Annotated in this window: 17 protein-coding genes; 10 read left to right on the forward strand and 7 right to left on the reverse strand. The window is 70.6% G+C overall.

Translation table 11 applies throughout. The features are described from left to right. Positions 1 to 179 precede the first annotated feature (179 nt). The 5 genes from ACIA03_RS09405 to ACIA03_RS09425 all read left to right on the forward strand — a co-directional run bounded on the left by ACIA03_RS09405 (position 180) and on the right by ACIA03_RS09425 (position 3,217). Positions 180 to 797 carry an HPP family protein gene (locus ACIA03_RS09405; protein WP_396981517.1) on the forward strand — a complete coding sequence of 206 codons (618 nt, stop codon included), beginning with the start codon at positions 180 to 182 and terminating at the stop codon, positions 795 to 797. Between the two features lie 7 nt (positions 798 to 804). Further along, positions 805 to 1,008 carry a hypothetical protein gene (locus ACIA03_RS09410; protein WP_396981519.1) on the forward strand — a complete coding sequence of 68 codons (204 nt, stop codon included), beginning with the start codon at positions 805 to 807 and terminating at the stop codon, positions 1,006 to 1,008. Then, entirely contained in the window at positions 1,005 to 1,928 is a 924-nt protein-coding gene (locus tag ACIA03_RS09415) for a universal stress protein (RefSeq protein ID WP_396981521.1), read from the forward strand. Before ACIA03_RS09410 ends, ACIA03_RS09415 begins: the two co-directional genes overlap by 4 nt. A gap of 150 nt (positions 1,929 to 2,078) precedes the next feature. Beyond that, positions 2,079 to 2,897, forward strand: coding sequence for a sulfurtransferase (locus tag ACIA03_RS09420; protein WP_396981523.1), 819 nt, complete (start codon positions 2,079 to 2,081; stop codon positions 2,895 to 2,897). An 83-nt stretch (positions 2,898 to 2,980) separates the two neighbouring features. Further along, positions 2,981 to 3,217 carry a hypothetical protein gene (locus ACIA03_RS09425; protein ID WP_396981525.1) on the forward strand — a complete coding sequence of 79 codons (237 nt, stop codon included), beginning with the start codon at positions 2,981 to 2,983 and terminating at the stop codon, positions 3,215 to 3,217. Here ACIA03_RS09425 and ACIA03_RS09430 read toward each other — a convergent pair. Both ACIA03_RS09430 and ACIA03_RS09435 read right to left on the reverse strand, forming a co-directional pair. Continuing rightward, complete coding sequence (locus tag ACIA03_RS09430) at positions 3,199 to 3,615, reverse strand: VOC family protein (protein WP_396981527.1); 417 nt, start codon at positions 3,613 to 3,615, stop codon at positions 3,199 to 3,201. The two genes, ACIA03_RS09425 and ACIA03_RS09430, sit on opposite strands and share 19 nt — an antisense overlap. A 64-nt stretch (positions 3,616 to 3,679) precedes the next feature. Beyond that, a complete protein-coding gene (locus ACIA03_RS09435; protein ID WP_396981529.1) occupies positions 3,680 to 4,393 on the reverse strand; it encodes a TetR/AcrR family transcriptional regulator in 714 nt (237 codons plus the stop codon). 543 nt (positions 4,394 to 4,936) lie between these two features. Between ACIA03_RS09435 and ACIA03_RS09440 the strand changes: the two genes are divergently transcribed. The 3 genes from ACIA03_RS09440 to nhaA are packed head-to-tail and all read left to right on the forward strand — an operon-like array spanning position 4,937 to position 10,494. Next, positions 4,937 to 7,192: an adenylate/guanylate cyclase domain-containing protein gene (locus ACIA03_RS09440; protein ID WP_396981531.1), complete on the forward strand. Its 2,256-nt coding sequence runs from the start codon at positions 4,937 to 4,939 to the stop codon at positions 7,190 to 7,192. Continuing rightward, on the forward strand, positions 7,189 to 8,601 hold the full coding sequence (locus tag ACIA03_RS09445; RefSeq protein ID WP_396981533.1) for a mechanosensitive ion channel domain-containing protein: 1,413 nt from the start codon (positions 7,189 to 7,191) through the stop codon (positions 8,599 to 8,601). Before ACIA03_RS09440 ends, ACIA03_RS09445 begins: the two co-directional genes overlap by 4 nt. Positions 8,602 to 8,610: 9 nt before the next feature. Further along, the gene (gene nhaA / locus ACIA03_RS09450; RefSeq protein ID WP_396981535.1) at positions 8,611 to 10,494 is read left to right on the forward strand and encodes a Na+/H+ antiporter NhaA; all 1,884 of its coding nucleotides are present in this window, start codon (positions 8,611 to 8,613) and stop codon (positions 10,492 to 10,494) included. Between the two features lie 21 nt (positions 10,495 to 10,515). Here the strand turns inward: nhaA and ACIA03_RS09455 are convergent, their stop codons facing one another. Further along, complete coding sequence (locus tag ACIA03_RS09455; RefSeq protein ID WP_396981537.1) at positions 10,516 to 11,031, reverse strand: DoxX family protein; 516 nt, start codon at positions 11,029 to 11,031, stop codon at positions 10,516 to 10,518. Between the two features lie 92 nt (positions 11,032 to 11,123). Between ACIA03_RS09455 and ACIA03_RS09460 the strand changes: the two genes are divergently transcribed. Next, positions 11,124 to 11,990, forward strand: coding sequence for a hypothetical protein (locus ACIA03_RS09460; RefSeq protein ID WP_396981539.1), 867 nt, complete (start codon positions 11,124 to 11,126; stop codon positions 11,988 to 11,990). A 14-nt stretch (positions 11,991 to 12,004) separates the two neighbouring features. Here ACIA03_RS09460 and ACIA03_RS09465 read toward each other — a convergent pair whose 3' ends face one another. Genes ACIA03_RS09465 through ACIA03_RS09480 form a run of 4 tightly spaced genes read right to left on the reverse strand, consistent with a single transcriptional unit; the run spans position 12,005 to position 15,235 of the window. Then, positions 12,005 to 12,388, reverse strand: a complete 384-nt coding sequence (locus ACIA03_RS09465) for a DUF202 domain-containing protein (protein WP_396981541.1) — start codon at positions 12,386 to 12,388, stop codon at positions 12,005 to 12,007. Continuing rightward, entirely contained in the window at positions 12,381 to 12,764 is a 384-nt protein-coding gene (locus tag ACIA03_RS09470) for a YidH family protein (RefSeq protein ID WP_396981543.1), read from the reverse strand. The genes ACIA03_RS09465 and ACIA03_RS09470 overlap by 8 nt, the downstream gene beginning before the upstream one ends. Beyond that, positions 12,764 to 14,179 carry an MFS transporter gene (locus tag ACIA03_RS09475; RefSeq protein ID WP_396981545.1) on the reverse strand — a complete coding sequence of 472 codons (1,416 nt, stop codon included), beginning with the start codon at positions 14,177 to 14,179 and terminating at the stop codon, positions 12,764 to 12,766. The genes ACIA03_RS09470 and ACIA03_RS09475 overlap by 1 nt, the downstream gene beginning before the upstream one ends. A gap of 9 nt (positions 14,180 to 14,188) precedes the next feature. Then, the gene (locus ACIA03_RS09480; RefSeq protein WP_396981547.1) at positions 14,189 to 15,235 is read right to left on the reverse strand and encodes an MBL fold metallo-hydrolase; all 1,047 of its coding nucleotides are present in this window, start codon (positions 15,233 to 15,235) and stop codon (positions 14,189 to 14,191) included. Between the two features lie 93 nt (positions 15,236 to 15,328). On the opposite strand from ACIA03_RS09480, the gene ACIA03_RS09485 reads away from it, so the two are divergent. After that, positions 15,329 to 16,228 (forward strand): LysR family transcriptional regulator, encoded by a 900-nt coding sequence (locus ACIA03_RS09485; protein ID WP_396981549.1) that lies wholly within the window; start codon positions 15,329 to 15,331, stop codon positions 16,226 to 16,228. Positions 16,229 to 16,237 lie beyond the last annotated feature (9 nt).

Here is a 16,237-nt window from a genome sequence, read left to right on the forward strand (position 1 = left end):
GGTCCCGGCAGGAGTGCCGCGCGGTCCCGACCACGACGACGTTCGTCCGTGGGGACGATGACGAAGGTCCTGCGGTGGGCCGAAGGTCTCCTGGCCGCAGGACCTTGCGCTCATGACCTTGCTCGCCGGCCGGACCAGGCTCGCCGCATGACGATCCAACACTCGCGGCGGTGATGAGCATGCTCGTTCGAGAGATCATGACCTCGTCGCCGGTCACCACCCGAAGGCAGACTCCCGTCCGGGAGGCGCTCGCCCTGCTCCGCGACCACCACATCACCGCGATGCCGGTGGTGACGTCGGCCGACCGGCTCTGCGGCGTCGTCGCCGAGATCGACCTGATCCGCGACCGTGTCCTGCCCGACCCTCGCGCCCACGTGCTCCCGCCGGAGCCCGTGACCGATCGGCCACCGGCGTACGTCGAGGACGTGATGACCCCGGTGTCGGTCGCCGTTCGCGCGAGCGCCGAGGTGTCCGTGGCGGTGGACATCATGGCGCAGCGCGGGCTGAAGAGCCTGCCGGTCCTCGACGACGACGACGCCCTGGTCGGCGTCATCAGCAGAAGCGATGTGACGGCCGCCCTGGCGCGCGACGACGACACCCTGGACCGGGAGCTGACCGCGCTCGTGAACAAGCTCGGTCACCCCGACTGGCTCGTCGCGGTCGCCGACGGGAGCGTCGTGATCACCGGGCCGGAGACACCGAAGGATCGTGCCCTGGCCCAGACCGCCGCAGCCACCGTCGCCGGCGTCACCCGCGTACGGATCGATCAGTCAGAAACCCCGACATCCGAGGAGTGATCTCACCATGAAACGCATCCTGATCTTCGCGGCCGCCGCAGCGGCCAGCACCGCACTCGCCGTCCCCTCACCTGGCGCGGCCGCTGACGGACGTGAGTTCGGGGAGCACGTCGTCCACTGCGTCGAGGCCGTCGGTTTCGACGGTATGCACAACCCGGGCATGCACCAGGGGTTCGACGGCTTCACCGACCACGTCTGCGTGTCGGCATGACCACGCCGTCCGCGCCCGTCGGCTCCGAGCCCATCGTCGTCGGCACGCTCGACCCGTCCTCGGAGGCGGCCCTGCTGGAGCACGCCGGCCATCTGGCAGCCGCCTGCGGGCACCCTCTGCGTCTCGTGCACGTCCACCAGGCCAACGTCCTCTTCGGTGACCCGATCCTCGGACTTCCCGGTGCGCTGCAGCCCCAGTCGATGCTCATCGACGACTCCGCGGTCGGACGAGTTGCCGGCCAACTGCTCCGCGACGCCACCGAGATCGCCCGCGAGGTCGTCGACGGCGCGGTCGAGGTCTCCGGCGAGCTGGTGCGCGGCCACGCGGCCCATGCGCTGATCAAGGAGTCGGAGAGCGCACACCGTGTCGTGCTCCAGCGCCGACGGTTCTCCCGCGTGCGCCGGGTGTTCACCGGGTCCATCTCGGCTCGCATCGCGGCACATGCCGGCTGCCCGGTCACCGTGGTCCCCGAGGGCTGGTCGGCCGAAGGACGCGCCGGGGTCGTGGTGGGCATCAGCGGCGACAAGACCGATGACCAGGTGCTGGGCCACGCCCTGGACGAGGCGACCCGCCTGAACGAACCGGTCACCGTCGTCTACGGTCTCGAGCTGATGGCCATGGGCGCCGAGCTGGCCGACCACGCCACCACCCGCGACTGGACGTTGCGCGCCGAAGCCTACGTGGACGACCTCATCCGCAGGGCCCGAGCACACGCTCCCGAGGCAGCCCGGACGCCGATCGAGGGCCGAGTCCTCGCGGAGGCCCCCGCGGACGCGCTGGTCGCCGCCGCCGACGCCGCCAGGCTCCTCGTCGTCGGGCGAGCAGCGCACCTCAACGCTTACCCGCATCTGGGTGGGGTCACCCGGGCCATGCTGCGAGAGGCGGACTGCCCGGTGGAGGTGCTTCCGCTGCCGGCGTGACCGCCAGGGGTGGGTGTTGGCGCCTTGCGCGGGGCCGGCGCCGCTGTAACACGTCGTTCGTAGGACTACTCGCCCTATCGCAACGACCGGAAAGTCCTACGAACGACGTGTTACACGCCCCGCCACCGCCCTTCCTGCAAGAATCCGCCCGTGAACGTACTGATCAGCGCCGACGAGCTTGCGACCACGCTCGCGTCCGACCAGCCCCCGGTCCTCCTCGACGTACGCTGGCAGCTCGGTGGTCCGCCGGGACACGAGTCCTACCTCGAGGGCCACATCCCCGGCGCCGTCTACGTCGACCTCGACACCGAGCTCGCCCGCCACGGCGAGCCGACCGACGGGCGCCACCCGCTGCCGGAGCTCGCGGACCTGCAGGCAGCCGCTCGCCGCTGGGGGATCTCCGAGGGTGACAGCGTGGTCGCCTATGACGCCGTCGGCAACACCTCGGCCGCCCGGGCCTGGTGGCTGCTGCGCTGGGCGGGCGTCGCCGACGTACGCCTCCTCGACGGCGCCCTCGGCGCCTGGACCTCCGCCGGGCACCCGCTGGCCACCGACGACGTCGTGCCCGTGACCGGCATGGTGACGCTGTCCCCGGGCCACCTGCCGGTGCTGCCGTTCGAGGAGGTCGAGGCGTACGAGGGCGTGCTGCTCGACGCCCGCGCCGCCGAGCGCTACCGCGGCGAGGTCGAGCCGGTCGACCCGAAGGCCGGGCACATCCCCGGTGCGGTCTCCGCGCCCACCGTCGGCAACCTGGCCTCCGACGGGCGCTTCCTGTCCGCCGAGGAGCTCCGGGCCCGCTTCGCGTCGCTCGGGGTCGAGGCGGGCTCCCCCGTGACCGCCTACTGCGGCTCCGGCGTCACCGCGGCCCACGAGGTCGCCGCGCTGGCGATCGCCGGCTACGACGCCGCGCTCTTCCCGGGCTCGTGGAGCCAGTGGAGCAACCACGACCTTCCGGTCGCGACCGGCTGATCTCAGCAACTGCGAATGTAGGTCACGGCTGTTTCACAGGTGGTCGGGCCAGGGTGGAACCACTGACACCCTGAGGAGCTCCGATGCCCGACCACCTCGACACCTTCGCCCTCACCATGACCGCCGGCCCCGCCCGAGCGTCCGCGCGGCTCGGCGCCGGCTCGGCGGACCTGTCCGCCCTCACCACCGCAGTCCTCTCGTACGAGGCCAGCGACCCGACCACCTCGGCCGAGGTCGAGTGGGCGACCGCCGACGGCACCCTCCACCGGGCCGTCCTCAGCCATGGCCCCGCGTCGCCCACCTACGCCTCTGACGTCTGAGCCACCCCGGCGGCGACCTCCGCCTCGGAGCGAAGCACGCAGAGCTGGTTGCCCTCGGGGTCGGCGAAGATCACCCAACCGGTGCCGGGGCCGTACTTCCCGCGATGGTCGGCGATCTGGGTCGCACCGAGCTCGAGGAGCCGCTCGACCTCCTCGTCGCGGGTGCCGGTGCGCGGGCGCAGATCGAGGTGGATCCGCTTGGCGGGCAGCTCCTCGTCGGGCACCTCGATGAACAGCAGCCGGTGGCCGGTCTCCGGGTCGAGGATCATGCACTCCTCGTGGCCGGGGAGGTTCGGGTCACCTTCCACGTCGACGTAGCCGAGCAGTGCCTTCCACCACTCCGAGAGCGCGTACGCGTCGTGGCAGTCGATGGTGGTGTGCGAGACGAAGAGGGTCATGCCCACATCGAAACCTACGCGCGCACCCGAGTCCACCGGGTTTTGACGGTCACACAGGCTGGGGTCAGACCGGCTCGACGACCTTCTCGTCGATGAACTGCGGGAGCAGCTCGATGGCGATGGGCGCCGCGGCGTCGATCTTCTCCTGCGGCACGTCGCAGATCCGCAGGCAGGTCGCCGCGATGGCCCACGCCTCGCGGCACGGGATCTTGCGGTCCGGGTCCTCGGTGCGCATGTTGATCACGCCCTCGACCTGCTGGATCAGCAGGTCACCCAGCTGCTTGCGGCTGACCGTCGAGCGCACCGTCTTCGAGGCGACCTCGCTGGCCAGGTCCGCGTAGTGGGAGGCCAGCTCGGCGTGCTCGTTGCGGAACTCGTCGTAGACCTCGCACTTGGCCACGTCGGGCAGCTGGTAGAGCATGCCGACGTTGTGCGGCACGTCGGCAAGGGTGCGTACGTCGACGAGGACCAGCAGGTAGAGCGCGGTCTCGAAGTCGAGCGGTGGCACGCGGTTGAGGATCTTCTCCACCTTGTCCGTGGTCGGACGGACCGATCGGCGGAGCAGCTCGCCGAGGATCTCGTCCTTCCCCGCGAAGTGGTAGTAGAGCGATGCCTGGCGGATGCCGACCATGTCGGCGATCTCGCGAGTAGACGTCGCCGCGAAACCCTGGGAGACGAACAGCCGCGATGCGGCATCCAGGATCTGGTCGCGCGGTGAGGTCGTACCTGAGTCGGGAACATGCCTAGGGCGGCCGGGCCGAGAACGCCTAGTTGTCATGTTGCCCATCTAACTCCCGTCCAGACTTTCAAGGAAGACTTGAAAGGACTTTATCCTCTACAAAAAATGAGTCATAGGACCTATTGGACATAGCTCGATCGGGCTATGTCCACGATGTGCGTGTTTGCGCCCGTCAACACCCGGACGCGTACACCGGAAGCCCCCATGAACGGCTGAGCACCAGGTCCCACCATGTGCTTCGGTGGTGCCATCCGGCTGTTACCCGCCGTCACAGGGGCTAACGACGATGTGGGTGACAGGTCACGCATCTGTTGGACATTCGTGGGACGCCTGTGGCGAGCGCCACACGGATCACCCATCCATCCGCTCGATGGTTCCCGATTCGTCCGGATGACGTCATCTGACGCGGATCGCTGCGCGTTGGCTCTGTTCATAGGTACGCTCGCCCGGGTGGCACGCCCCGGTCGTGCCGCTCGCGCGACAACTCCCCCACACCTATCGACAAGTGAAATCTCACGGTGCCTGGAGCACTCGTCTCGGGACTCCCCGCCACGGGTGCGCATCGGCAAGGGGGAAGAGCACATGGGCCAGAGTGACGCAGTCGTCCAGCGGGCGGGCGGCAACGCGAGACCTGCACAGAGGCAGGTGCCGGCGGCAGCCGGCCGAGCCGAGGCCGAGCACGGCGAACATGGTGAGACGGGCGGGCCGGGCGAACCGCTGGCGACCCGGCGGCGTGGCGGCCGCGGCGGGTTCGGAAGCATTCAGTCCAAGCTGCTGCTGATGCTGGTGCTGACCAGCGTGCTGTCCTCGATCGTGGTGGGCTACTTCGGCTACCGCAGCGGAACCCAGGCGCTCGAGGACTCCACCCGCAGCCGCCTCCAGGACGTGCTCGACGAGCGCGCCTCGCGGGTCTCGGCGCTGATCAACAACGTCTCCGGCGGCGTGGTCCTCGACAGCCAGGGCGTCGGGCCGGAGTCGATGGCCGACTTCAGCGCGGCGTACAACGAGCTCGCGCGCGGCAAGGTGAACCCGGCGGACACCGCGGCGCTGACCCGCTACTACAACGACTACTACGCGCCACGCCTGCAGGAGAACGTCGGTGGCGAGATCAACGCCGAGGCCTTCATCCCGACGTCGCCCGCGCGGACCTATCTCCAGGCGCGCTACACGGTCAAGGCGACCACCGAGAGCGACACCTCGCGTCCCGTCGCGGACATCGACGACGCCGGGGACGGGTCGGCCTGGACCGCGGCCAACAAGAAGTGGAACCCCTACTGGCGTGCCGTACGCGACTCGCTCGGCCTCGACGACGTGATGATGATCGACACCGACGGGCGCATCGTCTACTCCGCCGACAAGGGCTCCGACCTCGGCAGCGACGTCGACACCGGCGAGCTCCGCGACGGGGCGCTGGAGTCGCTGTGGCGCGAGGCCCTGCGATCCAACAACCGCGACTACGTGGCGATCTCCGACTACGAGAGCTATCAGCCGGCCTTCGGCCGGCCGCGGATGTTCGTCGCCTCCCCGATCGGCACCGGCGGCGACGCGGCCGGCGTGCTGGTCTACGAGGTCTCCTCGAACGCGATCACCATGCTCACCACCGGGTCCGGCACCGCCGACAAGGTCACCGGCCTGGGCAAGACCGGGGAGTCCTACATCGTCGGCACCGACGGCCTCCTGCGCACCAACTCGCGCAGGCTGCTGACCGATCCGAAGGCCTTCGCCGAACAGATGCGCGACAACGGCGCGAGCGAGGAGACGGTCGACAAGATGCTCCGGATGAAGCTGGCCGTCGGCCTGCTCTCCGCGGGACCCGACATCTCCGAGGTCGCCAAAGAGGGCAGCACCGGGGTCGCCGAGATGACCGACTACGCGGGCAAGGACGTGCTCGCAGCCTACGAACCGCTCGAGGTCGAGGGGCTGGACTGGTCGCTGGTCGCGACCATGGAGACCGACGAGGCGTTGGAGCCGGTGCAGGACTTCGCCCGCAACGTACTGCTGGCCACGGCCGCGGTCGTCCTGCTCGTCTGCGCCATCTCGATCCTGCTGGCCCGGGTCTTCACCCGGCCGGTCGGACGGCTGATGAGCGGGGTACGGGCCGTCGCCGGGGGCGACCTCGGCGCCCAGGTCGCCTCGGGTTCGCGTGACGAGTTCGACGACCTGGCGCACGCGTTCAACGACCTCAGCGCGAGCCTGGCGGCCAAGCAGGAGCTCGTCGACGCGCAGCAGGCGGAGAACTCCCGCATCCTGCGCTCGCTGATGCCCGAGGCCGTCGCCAACCGCTACCAGCACGGCGAGACCACCATCTCGGCCGAGCACCAGAACGCCTCGGTCGTCTACACCGAGATCGACGGCTTCGACGCCTTCGCCGGCAAACGACCGGCCGAGGAGTCGCTGGCCATGCTCAAGGAGCTCACCTCCGGCTTCGACGCCGCCGCGCACCGGGCCGGCATCGAGAAGGTACGCAGCGTCGGCACCGGCTACATCGGCAGCAGCGGTCTCATCGTCCAGCGCGTCGACCACGTCCGCCGGGTCGCCGACTTCGCCGTCGACGTGGCCCGGATGGTGGAGCGCTTCAACGTCACCAACGGCGCCGACCTGGTGATGCGCGCCGGCGTCCACACCGGAGACGTACGCGGCGGCCTGGTCGGCCAGGGCGACATGGTCTACAACCTGTGGGGCGAGGCGGTCGACCTGGCGTACCGGGTCCGGACCGTCGCCGGCGAACCGGGGATCTACGTGACCGACGAGGTCAAGGAGCAGCTCGCCTCGGCGTACGACTTCGAGCAGGTCGGCACGATCGAGGACAGCCCGGTGTGGCGGGTGGTGCTGTCGTGACGCACATCGTCGACATCGGAGGGGCCCGGTGGTTCGGCTGGGCGATGGTGCTCATCGTCGGTCTGCCGATCCTCCTGCTGATCCTCTCCGAGGTCCACCTGCGACTCGTGCGCCGTGGCAGCGCCCTCGCCTCCCCCGTCAACCGGCTGCGGCTGTGGCTGCTGCCGGGGGCCGCGCTGCTGGTGCTGCTCACCCAGGTCGGGGACCTCTCCGCCGACGACAACGGCGTACGCATCGTGGCGACCATTGTCGGCGTGCTCGCGGTGAGCATCGCACTCGGGGCGCTCAACGCGCTGCTCTTCGGCAACGCGGTCCGCGGTAGCTGGCGCGAGCGACTGCCCGGGATCTTCATCGACCTGGCCAGGCTGGTCCTGGTGGTGGCCGGAGCCGCGTTCGTCGCCTCGATGGTGTGGGGCTTCGACGTGGGCGGGCTGTGGGCGACGCTCGGCGTCGGATCGATCGTCATCGGCCTGGCGCTGCAGAACGCCATCGGCAGCGTCGTCTCCGGACTGCTGCTGCTCTTCGAGCAGCCGTTCCGGCTCGGCGACACCCTCGACGTCGCCGGCGTCAGGGGCCGGGTCGTGGAGATGAACTGGCGCTCCACGCACCTCGACACCGGCAGCGGGGTGCAGGTCATCCCCAACTCCTCCCTGGCCGCGGCCTCCTTCACCAACGACAGCCGCCCCACCCGCGCGCACGACCACACGCTCAGCCTGGCCTTCGGTCCGACCGACCCCCCGCACGAGGTCGTCGAGACGGTGACCGTGACCGCCGCAGCACTGCCGTCGCTGCGTCCGGGCACCGTCGCGACGGTACGTGCCGCCGGCGGTGGCACCTACGACGTGACCCTTCCGCTGGCCACCGCTTCCGAGGCCGGTGTCGCCGGCTCCACCCTGCGCACCCGGCTCTGGTACGCGGCCCGGCGGGCCGGTCTCACCCTCGACGGCGTCGCGCCGGAGCCGCGTCCCACGGCCGACGTGGAGGAGGCGCTCCGGTCGGTCTCGACCACCCTCGAGCTCACCGACGAGGAGATCGAGGCGCTGGCCCCGCAATGCCGCCTGAACACGTTCGGCGCGGGCGAGCACATCGTCCGCCCCGGGCGGGTGCCGACGGCGTACGGGTTCGTGGCCAGTGGCGTGGTCGAGGTGACCGCGCCCGCCGACTCCTCGGGCGGCTCGGCCGGCGCGGTCGTCGTGGCGCGCCTCGACCGCGGCCAGGTCGTCACCGCCGAGGCGCTCCTGCGCGAGAGCGGCACCCTGACCGCGACGGCGGTCACCCTGACCGAGGTTCTCGAGCTGCCGCTCGCGGTGATCTATCAGCTCGTCGTCGCCAAGCACGGCGTCGCCCGACGGCTCAGCGAGGTGGCCGAGATGCAGCGCGCCAACACACCGCAGGGACAGCACACCTAGGATCTCCCTGTGGGGACACAGCAGACCAAGTGCCGGCGTGACGACGACCTGACCGGGCAGCTCGGCACGGCGCTGCGGCACTTCATGCATCTGGAGTCGACCAGCGCGGCGCTGCTCGTGGTCGCCTCGCTGCTGGCGCTGGCCTGGGCCAACTCGCCGTGGTCGCACGGCTACGAGCATCTGTTGGAGACGGTGCTGTCGGTGCGGTTGGGCGACATCGGGCTCTCGATGAACCTGCACCACTGGGTCAACGACGGCCTGATGGTGGTCTTCTTCTTCGTCGTCGGCCTGGAGGTACGCCGCGAGCTCGCCGTCGGCGAGCTCACCGACCGCCGCCGCACGGTGGTGCCGCTGATCGCCGGAGCGGGCGGCCTGATCCTGCCGGCGCTGATCTATCTGCTGCTCAACCCCTCGGGCGAGGCGGCCCGCGGGTGGGGCATCGTGATCGGCACCGACACCGCGTTCCTGCTCGGCATGCTCGCCCTGGTCGGGCCGGCGGTCTCGACCCAGCTGCGCATCTTCCTGCTCACCCTGACCGTGATCGACGACATCGTCGCGGTGAGCGTCATCGGGGTGGCCTACACCGAGCACCTGTCGGTCGGCCCGCTGGTCGTGGCCGGGCTGGCCCTGGTCGGGATCTTCGTGCTCGACCGGGTGAAGGTGTGGCGGGCCTGGCCCTACGTGGTCCTCGTCCTGATCGCCTGGGTGGCCACGCTCAGCGCCGGGCTGCACGCCTCGATCGCCGGGATGCTGGCCGGGCTGCTGGTGCCGGCGGCGGAGCCGACCCGGGCGCAGATGGAGGTCGCGACCTCGCGGTTCCGGGCGTTCCGGCAGTCGCCGCTGCCCACCCTGCAGCGCGAGACCCGCGACGAGCTGACCCGCACGATCTCGGTCAACGAGCGGCTCCAGGTGTCGCTGCACGTGCCGACGAGCTATCTCATCGTGCCGGTCTTCGCGCTCGCCAACGCCGGCGTCGACCTGCGCGACGGGGTCCTCGGGCAGGCGCTGAGCTCGCCGGTGACCTGGGGTGTCGTCGCCGGCCTGGTTCTGGGCAAGACCTTCGGGATCGGCGGCGGCGCGCTCACGGCCACCCGGCTGCGGCTCGGGCGGCTGCCTCAGGGCGTCGGTGGCGGCCACGTCCTCGGCGGTGCGGCGCTGTCCGGGATCGGCTTCACCGTCGCACTGCTGATCACCACCCTCGCCTTCGACTCCGAGACGCTGCAGCGCGACGCGATCGTCGGCGTGCTCCTCTCCGTGGTGATCGCCTCCGCGCTCGGCTGGGTGATCTTCCAGCTCGCCGCCCGCTTCCTCGGCCAGCGGGACGCGGCGCTGCCGAAGGTGCTCGCGATTCCGGTCGACCCGGAGCGCGACCACATCTACGGCGCGGAGGACGCCGAGATCACCCTGCTCGAATACCTCGACTACGAGTGTCCCTTCTGCGCCCGCGCCACCGGCACCGCCAACGAGGTCCGCGACTACTTCGGTCCCCGCATCCGCTACGTCGTACGCCACCTCCCCCTCCCCCAGCACCCGCACGCCGAGCTGGCCGCCGTCGCCGCCGAGGCCGCCGCGCGGCAGGGCCGGTTCTGGGAGATGCACAAGCACCTCTTCGACCATCAGAACGAGCTCGAGCACAAGGACCTGGCCGGCTACGCCGGAGTCCTCGGGCTCGACGTCGAGCAGTTCCTCCGCGATCTGGAGGACCCGGCACTGGCCGAGCACGTCCGCGAGGACATGGCCTCGGCCAACGACAGCGGCGCGCGTGGCACGCCGACGTTCTTCGTCGGCGTGCACCGCCACGAGGGCCGCTACGACGCCCGCACCCTCATCGCCGAGCTGGAGCGTTCCGCCACCGGCGAGACCGCCCGGCTCGGGATGCGCTCACGCCGCTGACCCCGCCGACTCGGCGAGGGGTCAGGCGTCGTCGGCGGGAGCGTCGTCGCGCTGCGGTCGATAGGAGGCGGCGAGGAGGAGGGCGGTGCCGAGGACACCTCCGCCGAGCGCGACCGCGCCGCCGACCCAGCCGTCGTAGACGATGTCGAGGGCCGAGTCGAGCGAGATCGTCCCGGGCCCGGTGACCCCGAGGACGACCGCGACGACGGCCAGGATCATGACGTACTCCCAGCCGTCCTTGAAGACGAAGAACCCGTTGGGGCGGTGGGCGAGCAGCGCGGCGACGAGCATCACCGCGACGACGGCGGCGGCCGCCAGCGGCGTGACCAGACCCAGGATCAGCAGTACGCCGGCCCCGATCTCGGTGACCACGCTGGCCCACGCCTGAAGCGTGCCGAAGCGCAGACCGAGGCTCTCGAACCAGCCCGCGGTGCCGGCGATCTTCCCGCCTCCACGCCAGTGGTTGACGCCGTGGGCGATCATCGTGCCGCCCACCGCGAGACGTAGCAGCATCAGGGCCAGATCGACGGGATCCATCAGAGGGGTTCCTCGCTGTTGTGGAAAGTGGTCGGCCCAGCCTAGGAGGCGGCCGGGCACGATGCACGGAGGGACGCCGTAGGCTCTCCCGAATGCTGCTCCTCGGAGTCACCCTCGCGCTGGGCTCGGCGGTCGCCCACGCCGCCTGGAACACGGCGTCGAAGACCATCGCTCCTGCGGGACGGCCGGCTCTGTGGGCGGTCGCGATCGTGGAGTGCTGCCTGGTCGTCACGGTCACCGCCGTGGTGATGATCGTGCGCGGGCACGGCATCACGGTGACGTGGGAGCTCCTCCTGCTCTCCCTGGGCAGCACCATGATGCACGCGCTGACCATGGGCCTGGTCCAGGTCGCCTACCAGGACTTCGACGTCAGCCAGATCTACCCGCTCTCCCGCGGCCTCGCGCCCGTGGTCGTGGCGCTCACCGGCATGGTCGTGCTCGGGCAGTGGCTGAGCTGGGCACAGTGGGGTGGCGTACTCCTGATGGCGGCGGCGGTCGGGGCGCTCCTGTTCGAGACCATCCGCACCCGGGGCTCGCTGCAGGCGAAACCGCTGCTCTGGTCGGGCTGCATCGCCGCCTCGATCGCCGGCTACACGACCTACGACGGCTGGGTGGTCGTCGAGCGCGGACTCGACCCGATCGCGTACTACGCCGTCGGCACCGTCGTCCAGGTGGTGCTGTGGAGCGTGATCGTGCGCGGGAAGTACGCCGAGGGACTGCGCCAGCTCCGGATCCATGCGCGGACCGTGGCCGTGCTCGCGGTCCTGGTCCCCACCTCGTACGTCCTCAGCCTTTACGCCACCCTGCACGCCCCGGTCTCGCTGGTCGCCGCGGTGCGCAGCTCGAGCCTGATCTGGGTCGCGCTCGCGGCGGCCCTGGTGCTGCGCGAGCCGATCGGGAGGGTACGCGTCGCCGCGACGATCCTCGCCGCGGCGGCCGTGGTCACGATGGTGGTGTGAGCACGCTGGCGTTCTCAGCCGCCCCCGCCGAGCAGCACCCACACGATGGCACCGACTCCGACGAGGGCGACCGAACCGCTGCTCGCCGCCAGGCAGAACCCTCCGATCCCGGAGCGGACCTCTGCCGGCACCGTCGAGGAATCGTCGGTCTTCGTGTGGCGGAAGAGCTCTCCCCCGCGTCGGTAGCGCCACGGACCGATCCAGGCCGCGCCCGCGGCGATGAGGAGCAGCGTTGCGGCGACCATGCCGGGGACCACCGTCTCCCGCAGCGCCATCGCCTTGGTGGAGATCAGGGCGGCGGCCACCAGCGCCAGTGCAGTGCGCCGCCAGGCCAGTGCGGTGCGCTCGAGCTGGAGCCCGATGTCGTGAACCCGAACGGGCGGTCGGTCCTCAGCCATGTCCGAGGGCGACCCTGACTCCGAGCACCAGTCCGGCCACGGCCACACCGAGCCCGACCAGCAGCGCTGGGCCGGGTCCACCCAGCGGCTGTCGGCGCCGCAGCGCCGACTCGGCGCGCGCCCACGAACGCCAGCCGTGGAGGGCGGCGAGCACACCGAGAAGCATGACGGCGACCGAGACGCTGGTGCGCAGCGCACCGGCGGCGGGGATGCGCACCGTCTCCAGTGCCACCCCACCGGCGATGAGTGCCAGCGCGGTGCGCAGCCACGCCAGGAAGGTCCGTTCGTTCGCGAGGCTGAACCGGGGGTCCGGTTCCTCACCGTCGGCGTAGACCGAGCGTGGCCAGCGGTTCGGAGCGCCGGACCCCGCGGGCATCAGCCCATCTCCTTGGCGCCGGCGCCGACCGCGCCCGGCGCAGCGACACCGGGGCCGTCGTCCGCGGCGCCGGCGACACTCCGGTCCAGCTGAAGGATGTCGAGTCGGCCACGGTCCCGGCTGACGACCAGTGCGGCCAACGAGATCGCGGAGAAGCTCATCCACAGCGCTCCGACCAGCCACAGCGACCCGCCACCCACAACCACCAGCGTCGAGGCGATCATCGGGGTGAACCCGGCCCCCAGCGTGGAGGCGAGCTGGTAGCCGATCGAGGTGCCGGAGTATCGGACCGACGTCGGGAACAGCTCGCCCGCGAAGGCTCCGTACGGCCCGGAGTTGAACCCCTGGACCACGGAGAGACCGAGGAAGATCGCCAGGAAGAACCCGACGGTCGAACCCATGTCGAGCAGCATCATCACCGGCATCGCGAGGACCATCGCCGCGAGGTTGCCGGCGATGAGCACTCGGCGGCGGCCGAGCCGGTCCGAGAGCTTCGAGGCGATCACGATCACGATCACCGTGCAGACGCCACCGAGCGCCTTGACGTTGAGCACGGCAGTCTGGGAGAGCACCGCCTGCTGCACCGCGAACGCGACCGCCCAGGCGCCCATCAGGCCCTGCGTCATCTGTCCGGAGAGCCCGACGAGGACCGCGGTCAGCAGCGAGCGAGGATGCTTCCGGAACAGCTCTGCCGCCGGGACACGCCGCCGGGACTGCTCCGCCTGGGCGGTGAGCTCCTTGAAGACCCGCGACTCGCTCACCCGCATCCGTATGAACAGTGCCAGCGACATGAAGACCGCCGAGAACAGGAACGGGATCCGCCAGCCCCAGGCCAGGAAGGCGTCGGCGGGCAGCATCGTCATAGCGGAGAGGATCAAGGTGCCCGCCACCGTCCCGATCGGGGCGCCCATGTAGGCGAAGGCGGAGGCGAAGCCGCGCGACTCCTTCTTGGAGTTCTCGAAGGCCAGCAGCATCGCGCCGCCCCACTCACCGCCGACGGCGATACCCTGCACGACCCGCAACGAGACCAGCAGGATCGGCGCGGCGATGCCGATCTGCGTGCTGGAGGGCAGCAGCCCGATCAACGTGGACGCGATACCCATCAGCAGCACGGTCCCGACCAGGATCGTCTTGCGACCATGACGGTCGCCGAGGTGACCGAAGACGAGGCCGCCCAGCGGCCGGGCGAGGTAGCCCGCGGCCAGGGTGGCGAACGAGACGATCAGTGCGGTCGCGGGGTCGAGATCGGCGAAGAAGACCTGGTTGAAGACGATTCCGGCGGCGGTGGCGTACAGGATGAAGTCGTAGTACTCCACCGCGGTGCCGATCGCGCTGGAGACGAGGATCCGGCGCATCTCCGCCGGCGAGGCGTGGTAGCCGGCCGGTCCGGCCGAGCTGGAGGTGTTCTGAGTCATGGCTTCTCCTCAACGTCCGGCGGCGGCCGACACCGCCGTGGCGGCGGCGGGCTGGCCGAAGGGAATGATGGCGAGGTCGTCGGGGACGGTCAGGATGCCGTCGTAGGTCTCCGTGGCTCGCTCCCACACGTCGGGCGAGTCATGGCTGGGAACCAGGTGGTGGAGGGCGAGATGCCGCGCCCCGGCCCGGGTGGCGATCTCCCCAGCCTCGACCGGAGTGGTGTGCGCACGCCGATGGTGGTCCATGGTGGCCTGCAGCATCTCCGCGTCGGTGTACTGCCGGGCCAGCGACTCCAGGTTGATCGCCTCGTGCAGCAGCAGGTCGGTGCCGGCGGCGAGCCGCACCAGATTCTCGCACGGCGCGGTGTCACCGGAGATGGTGACCGAGCCGGCCGCGGTGTCGAAGCGGTAGGCGAAGGCCGGAGCGGTCGGGTGGTGCGAGACCAGGATCGCCCGCACGGTCACCCGCTCGTCGGCGTGGACCACGATCGGCTCCATCGACGGCGCCACTCGCTCGTCGGGGTCGAACCCGCACCCGGCCGGAAGCGCGATCTCCTCGGCGCGGAACTGGTCCGCCGGTGACTTGGCCAGCGAGTCGAAGATCCGGTCGTTGCCGTCGGTGGCGTACGCAGCCAGCAGCCCGTCCAGGAGGCCCCCCACCCCGGGAGTCGGGTGATCGGGCGCGATCGGATCAGGTGTACGCACCGCGCGCGGCGAGAGCGGCGGCAGCTTGCCCCGGTCGCCGGGACCGATCACCGGGATCGCCTCCGGGGCAGCGTCCTTGAGCTCGAAGGCGCCGAAGAGCAGCAGCGCTGGCAGGTCGACGACGTGGTCGGAGTGCATGTGCGTGATGAAGACGCCGCGCAGTCCCGTCATCGACAGCCCGGCCCGGCTGGCCTGGCGGCCGGCTCCATAGCCGCAGTCGACGAGGTACCAGGCGCCGTCGACGACGACGGCCGTGGCGATGCCGGCGCGCGGCTCGCCGCGGTGGTCGCTCCACCAGCGGGGGCCACCAGCCGTCCCGAGAGTGACGACGTAGGGGATGGGTTCTGTCACGGAGGTTCCTTTCGGATCAGGTCCTCTTCAGCGTGACGTCGGCCACATCATTTGTCTAACTAGAGATCTTTGGGTTTCATATAAGTTGGGCTAATGCACGAGGTCACACTGCGCCAGCTCGAATACTTCGCCGCGATCGCCGAGACCGGGACGGTCACCGCGGCAGCCCAGCGATGCAACGTGTCCCAAGGGGCCGTGAGCCTCGCACTGGCCGAGCTCGAGCGGCTGGTCGGAGCCACCTTGGTCATCCGTCGTCGGGGCAAGGGCGTGGCCCTGACCCCCGAGGGCACCATCGTCGCCGCCCGTGCGCGCCAGGTCACGGACCAGGTCGCCGACATCGCGACGGTGGTCGAGGAGTTCCACGGCCGGCTCTCGGGGCGGATCGTGGTGGGCGTCTTCCGCACCCTGGCCATGTACGCCATCCCGCATCTCATCGACTGGTTCACCCGGCACCACCCAGGAGTCGACCTCGACTTCGTCGAGGGTTCGGGCCCGAAGATCCAGGACGAGATGCTGGCCGGCCGCGTCCAGTTGTGCGCGATCTACGAGGCCCAGCTCGCCGCCGGATGCGCCGGAACCCTGTTGCACGACGCCCGGCGAATGGTCGCGGTCAGCCCGGACCATGAGCTCGCCAGGCTCGACCGGGTGCCGCTGGCAGAGCTGGCCCGCCACCCGGCGATCCTGGTGGACGAGGAACCCGCCCTCCAGCGCACCCTGGCGGCCTTCGAGGCCGCCGGTGTGACCCCGCAGGTGGTGTGGCGCTCCGCCAGCGTCCAGGCGATCCAGAACGTCGTCGGCCGCAACCTGGCCTACTCCCTGCTGATGCAGCCCACCAGCAACAGCCCCGAAGGCCGCCCGCTGACCTACCGCCCCCTCGCCGACGGGACGCCGCGCAACGCCGTGATGGCCTCGCTGCCCACCGGGCTTCGCCCGACCCGGCTGATCAGCGAGGCGCTGGTCTCGCTCCGGGAGGACTGGCACCCCGCGCCCTGACGGGGCGAG

Source organism: Nocardioides sp. NPDC051685 (genome assembly GCF_044453405.1).
In the GTDB taxonomy this organism is placed as follows: Bacteria; Actinomycetota; Actinomycetes; order Propionibacteriales; family Nocardioidaceae; genus Nocardioides.

What these genes read in the sequence shown, in the direction of transcription:
- ACIA03_RS09405 (WP_396981517.1), top strand. Translation starts at nt 180, where the DNA reads ATGCTCGTTCGAGAGATCATGACCTCGTCGCCGGTCACCACCCGAAGG.
- ACIA03_RS09410 (WP_396981519.1), top strand. Translation starts at nt 805, where the DNA reads ATGAAACGCATCCTGATCTTCGCGGCCGCCGCAGCGGCCAGCACCGCA.
- ACIA03_RS09415 (WP_396981521.1), top strand. Translation starts at nt 1,005, where the DNA reads ATGACCACGCCGTCCGCGCCCGTCGGCTCCGAGCCCATCGTCGTCGGC.
- ACIA03_RS09425 (WP_396981525.1), top strand. Translation starts at nt 2,981, where the DNA reads ATGCCCGACCACCTCGACACCTTCGCCCTCACCATGACCGCCGGCCCC.
- ACIA03_RS09430 (WP_396981527.1), bottom strand. Translation starts at nt 3,615, where the DNA reads ATGACCCTCTTCGTCTCGCACACCACCATCGACTGCCACGACGCGTAC.
- ACIA03_RS09435 (WP_396981529.1), bottom strand. Translation starts at nt 4,393, where the DNA reads ATGACAACTAGGCGTTCTCGGCCCGGCCGCCCTAGGCATGTTCCCGAC.
- ACIA03_RS09440 (WP_396981531.1), top strand. Translation starts at nt 4,937, where the DNA reads ATGGGCCAGAGTGACGCAGTCGTCCAGCGGGCGGGCGGCAACGCGAGA.
- ACIA03_RS09455 (WP_396981537.1), bottom strand. Translation starts at nt 11,031, where the DNA reads ATGGATCCCGTCGATCTGGCCCTGATGCTGCTACGTCTCGCGGTGGGC.
- ACIA03_RS09460 (WP_396981539.1), top strand. Translation starts at nt 11,124, where the DNA reads ATGCTGCTCCTCGGAGTCACCCTCGCGCTGGGCTCGGCGGTCGCCCAC.
- ACIA03_RS09465 (WP_396981541.1), bottom strand. Translation starts at nt 12,388, where the DNA reads ATGGCTGAGGACCGACCGCCCGTTCGGGTTCACGACATCGGGCTCCAG.
- ACIA03_RS09470 (WP_396981543.1), bottom strand. Translation starts at nt 12,764, where the DNA reads ATGCCCGCGGGGTCCGGCGCTCCGAACCGCTGGCCACGCTCGGTCTAC.
- ACIA03_RS09475 (WP_396981545.1), bottom strand. Translation starts at nt 14,179, where the DNA reads ATGACTCAGAACACCTCCAGCTCGGCCGGACCGGCCGGCTACCACGCC.
- ACIA03_RS09485 (WP_396981549.1), top strand. Translation starts at nt 15,329, where the DNA reads ATGCACGAGGTCACACTGCGCCAGCTCGAATACTTCGCCGCGATCGCC.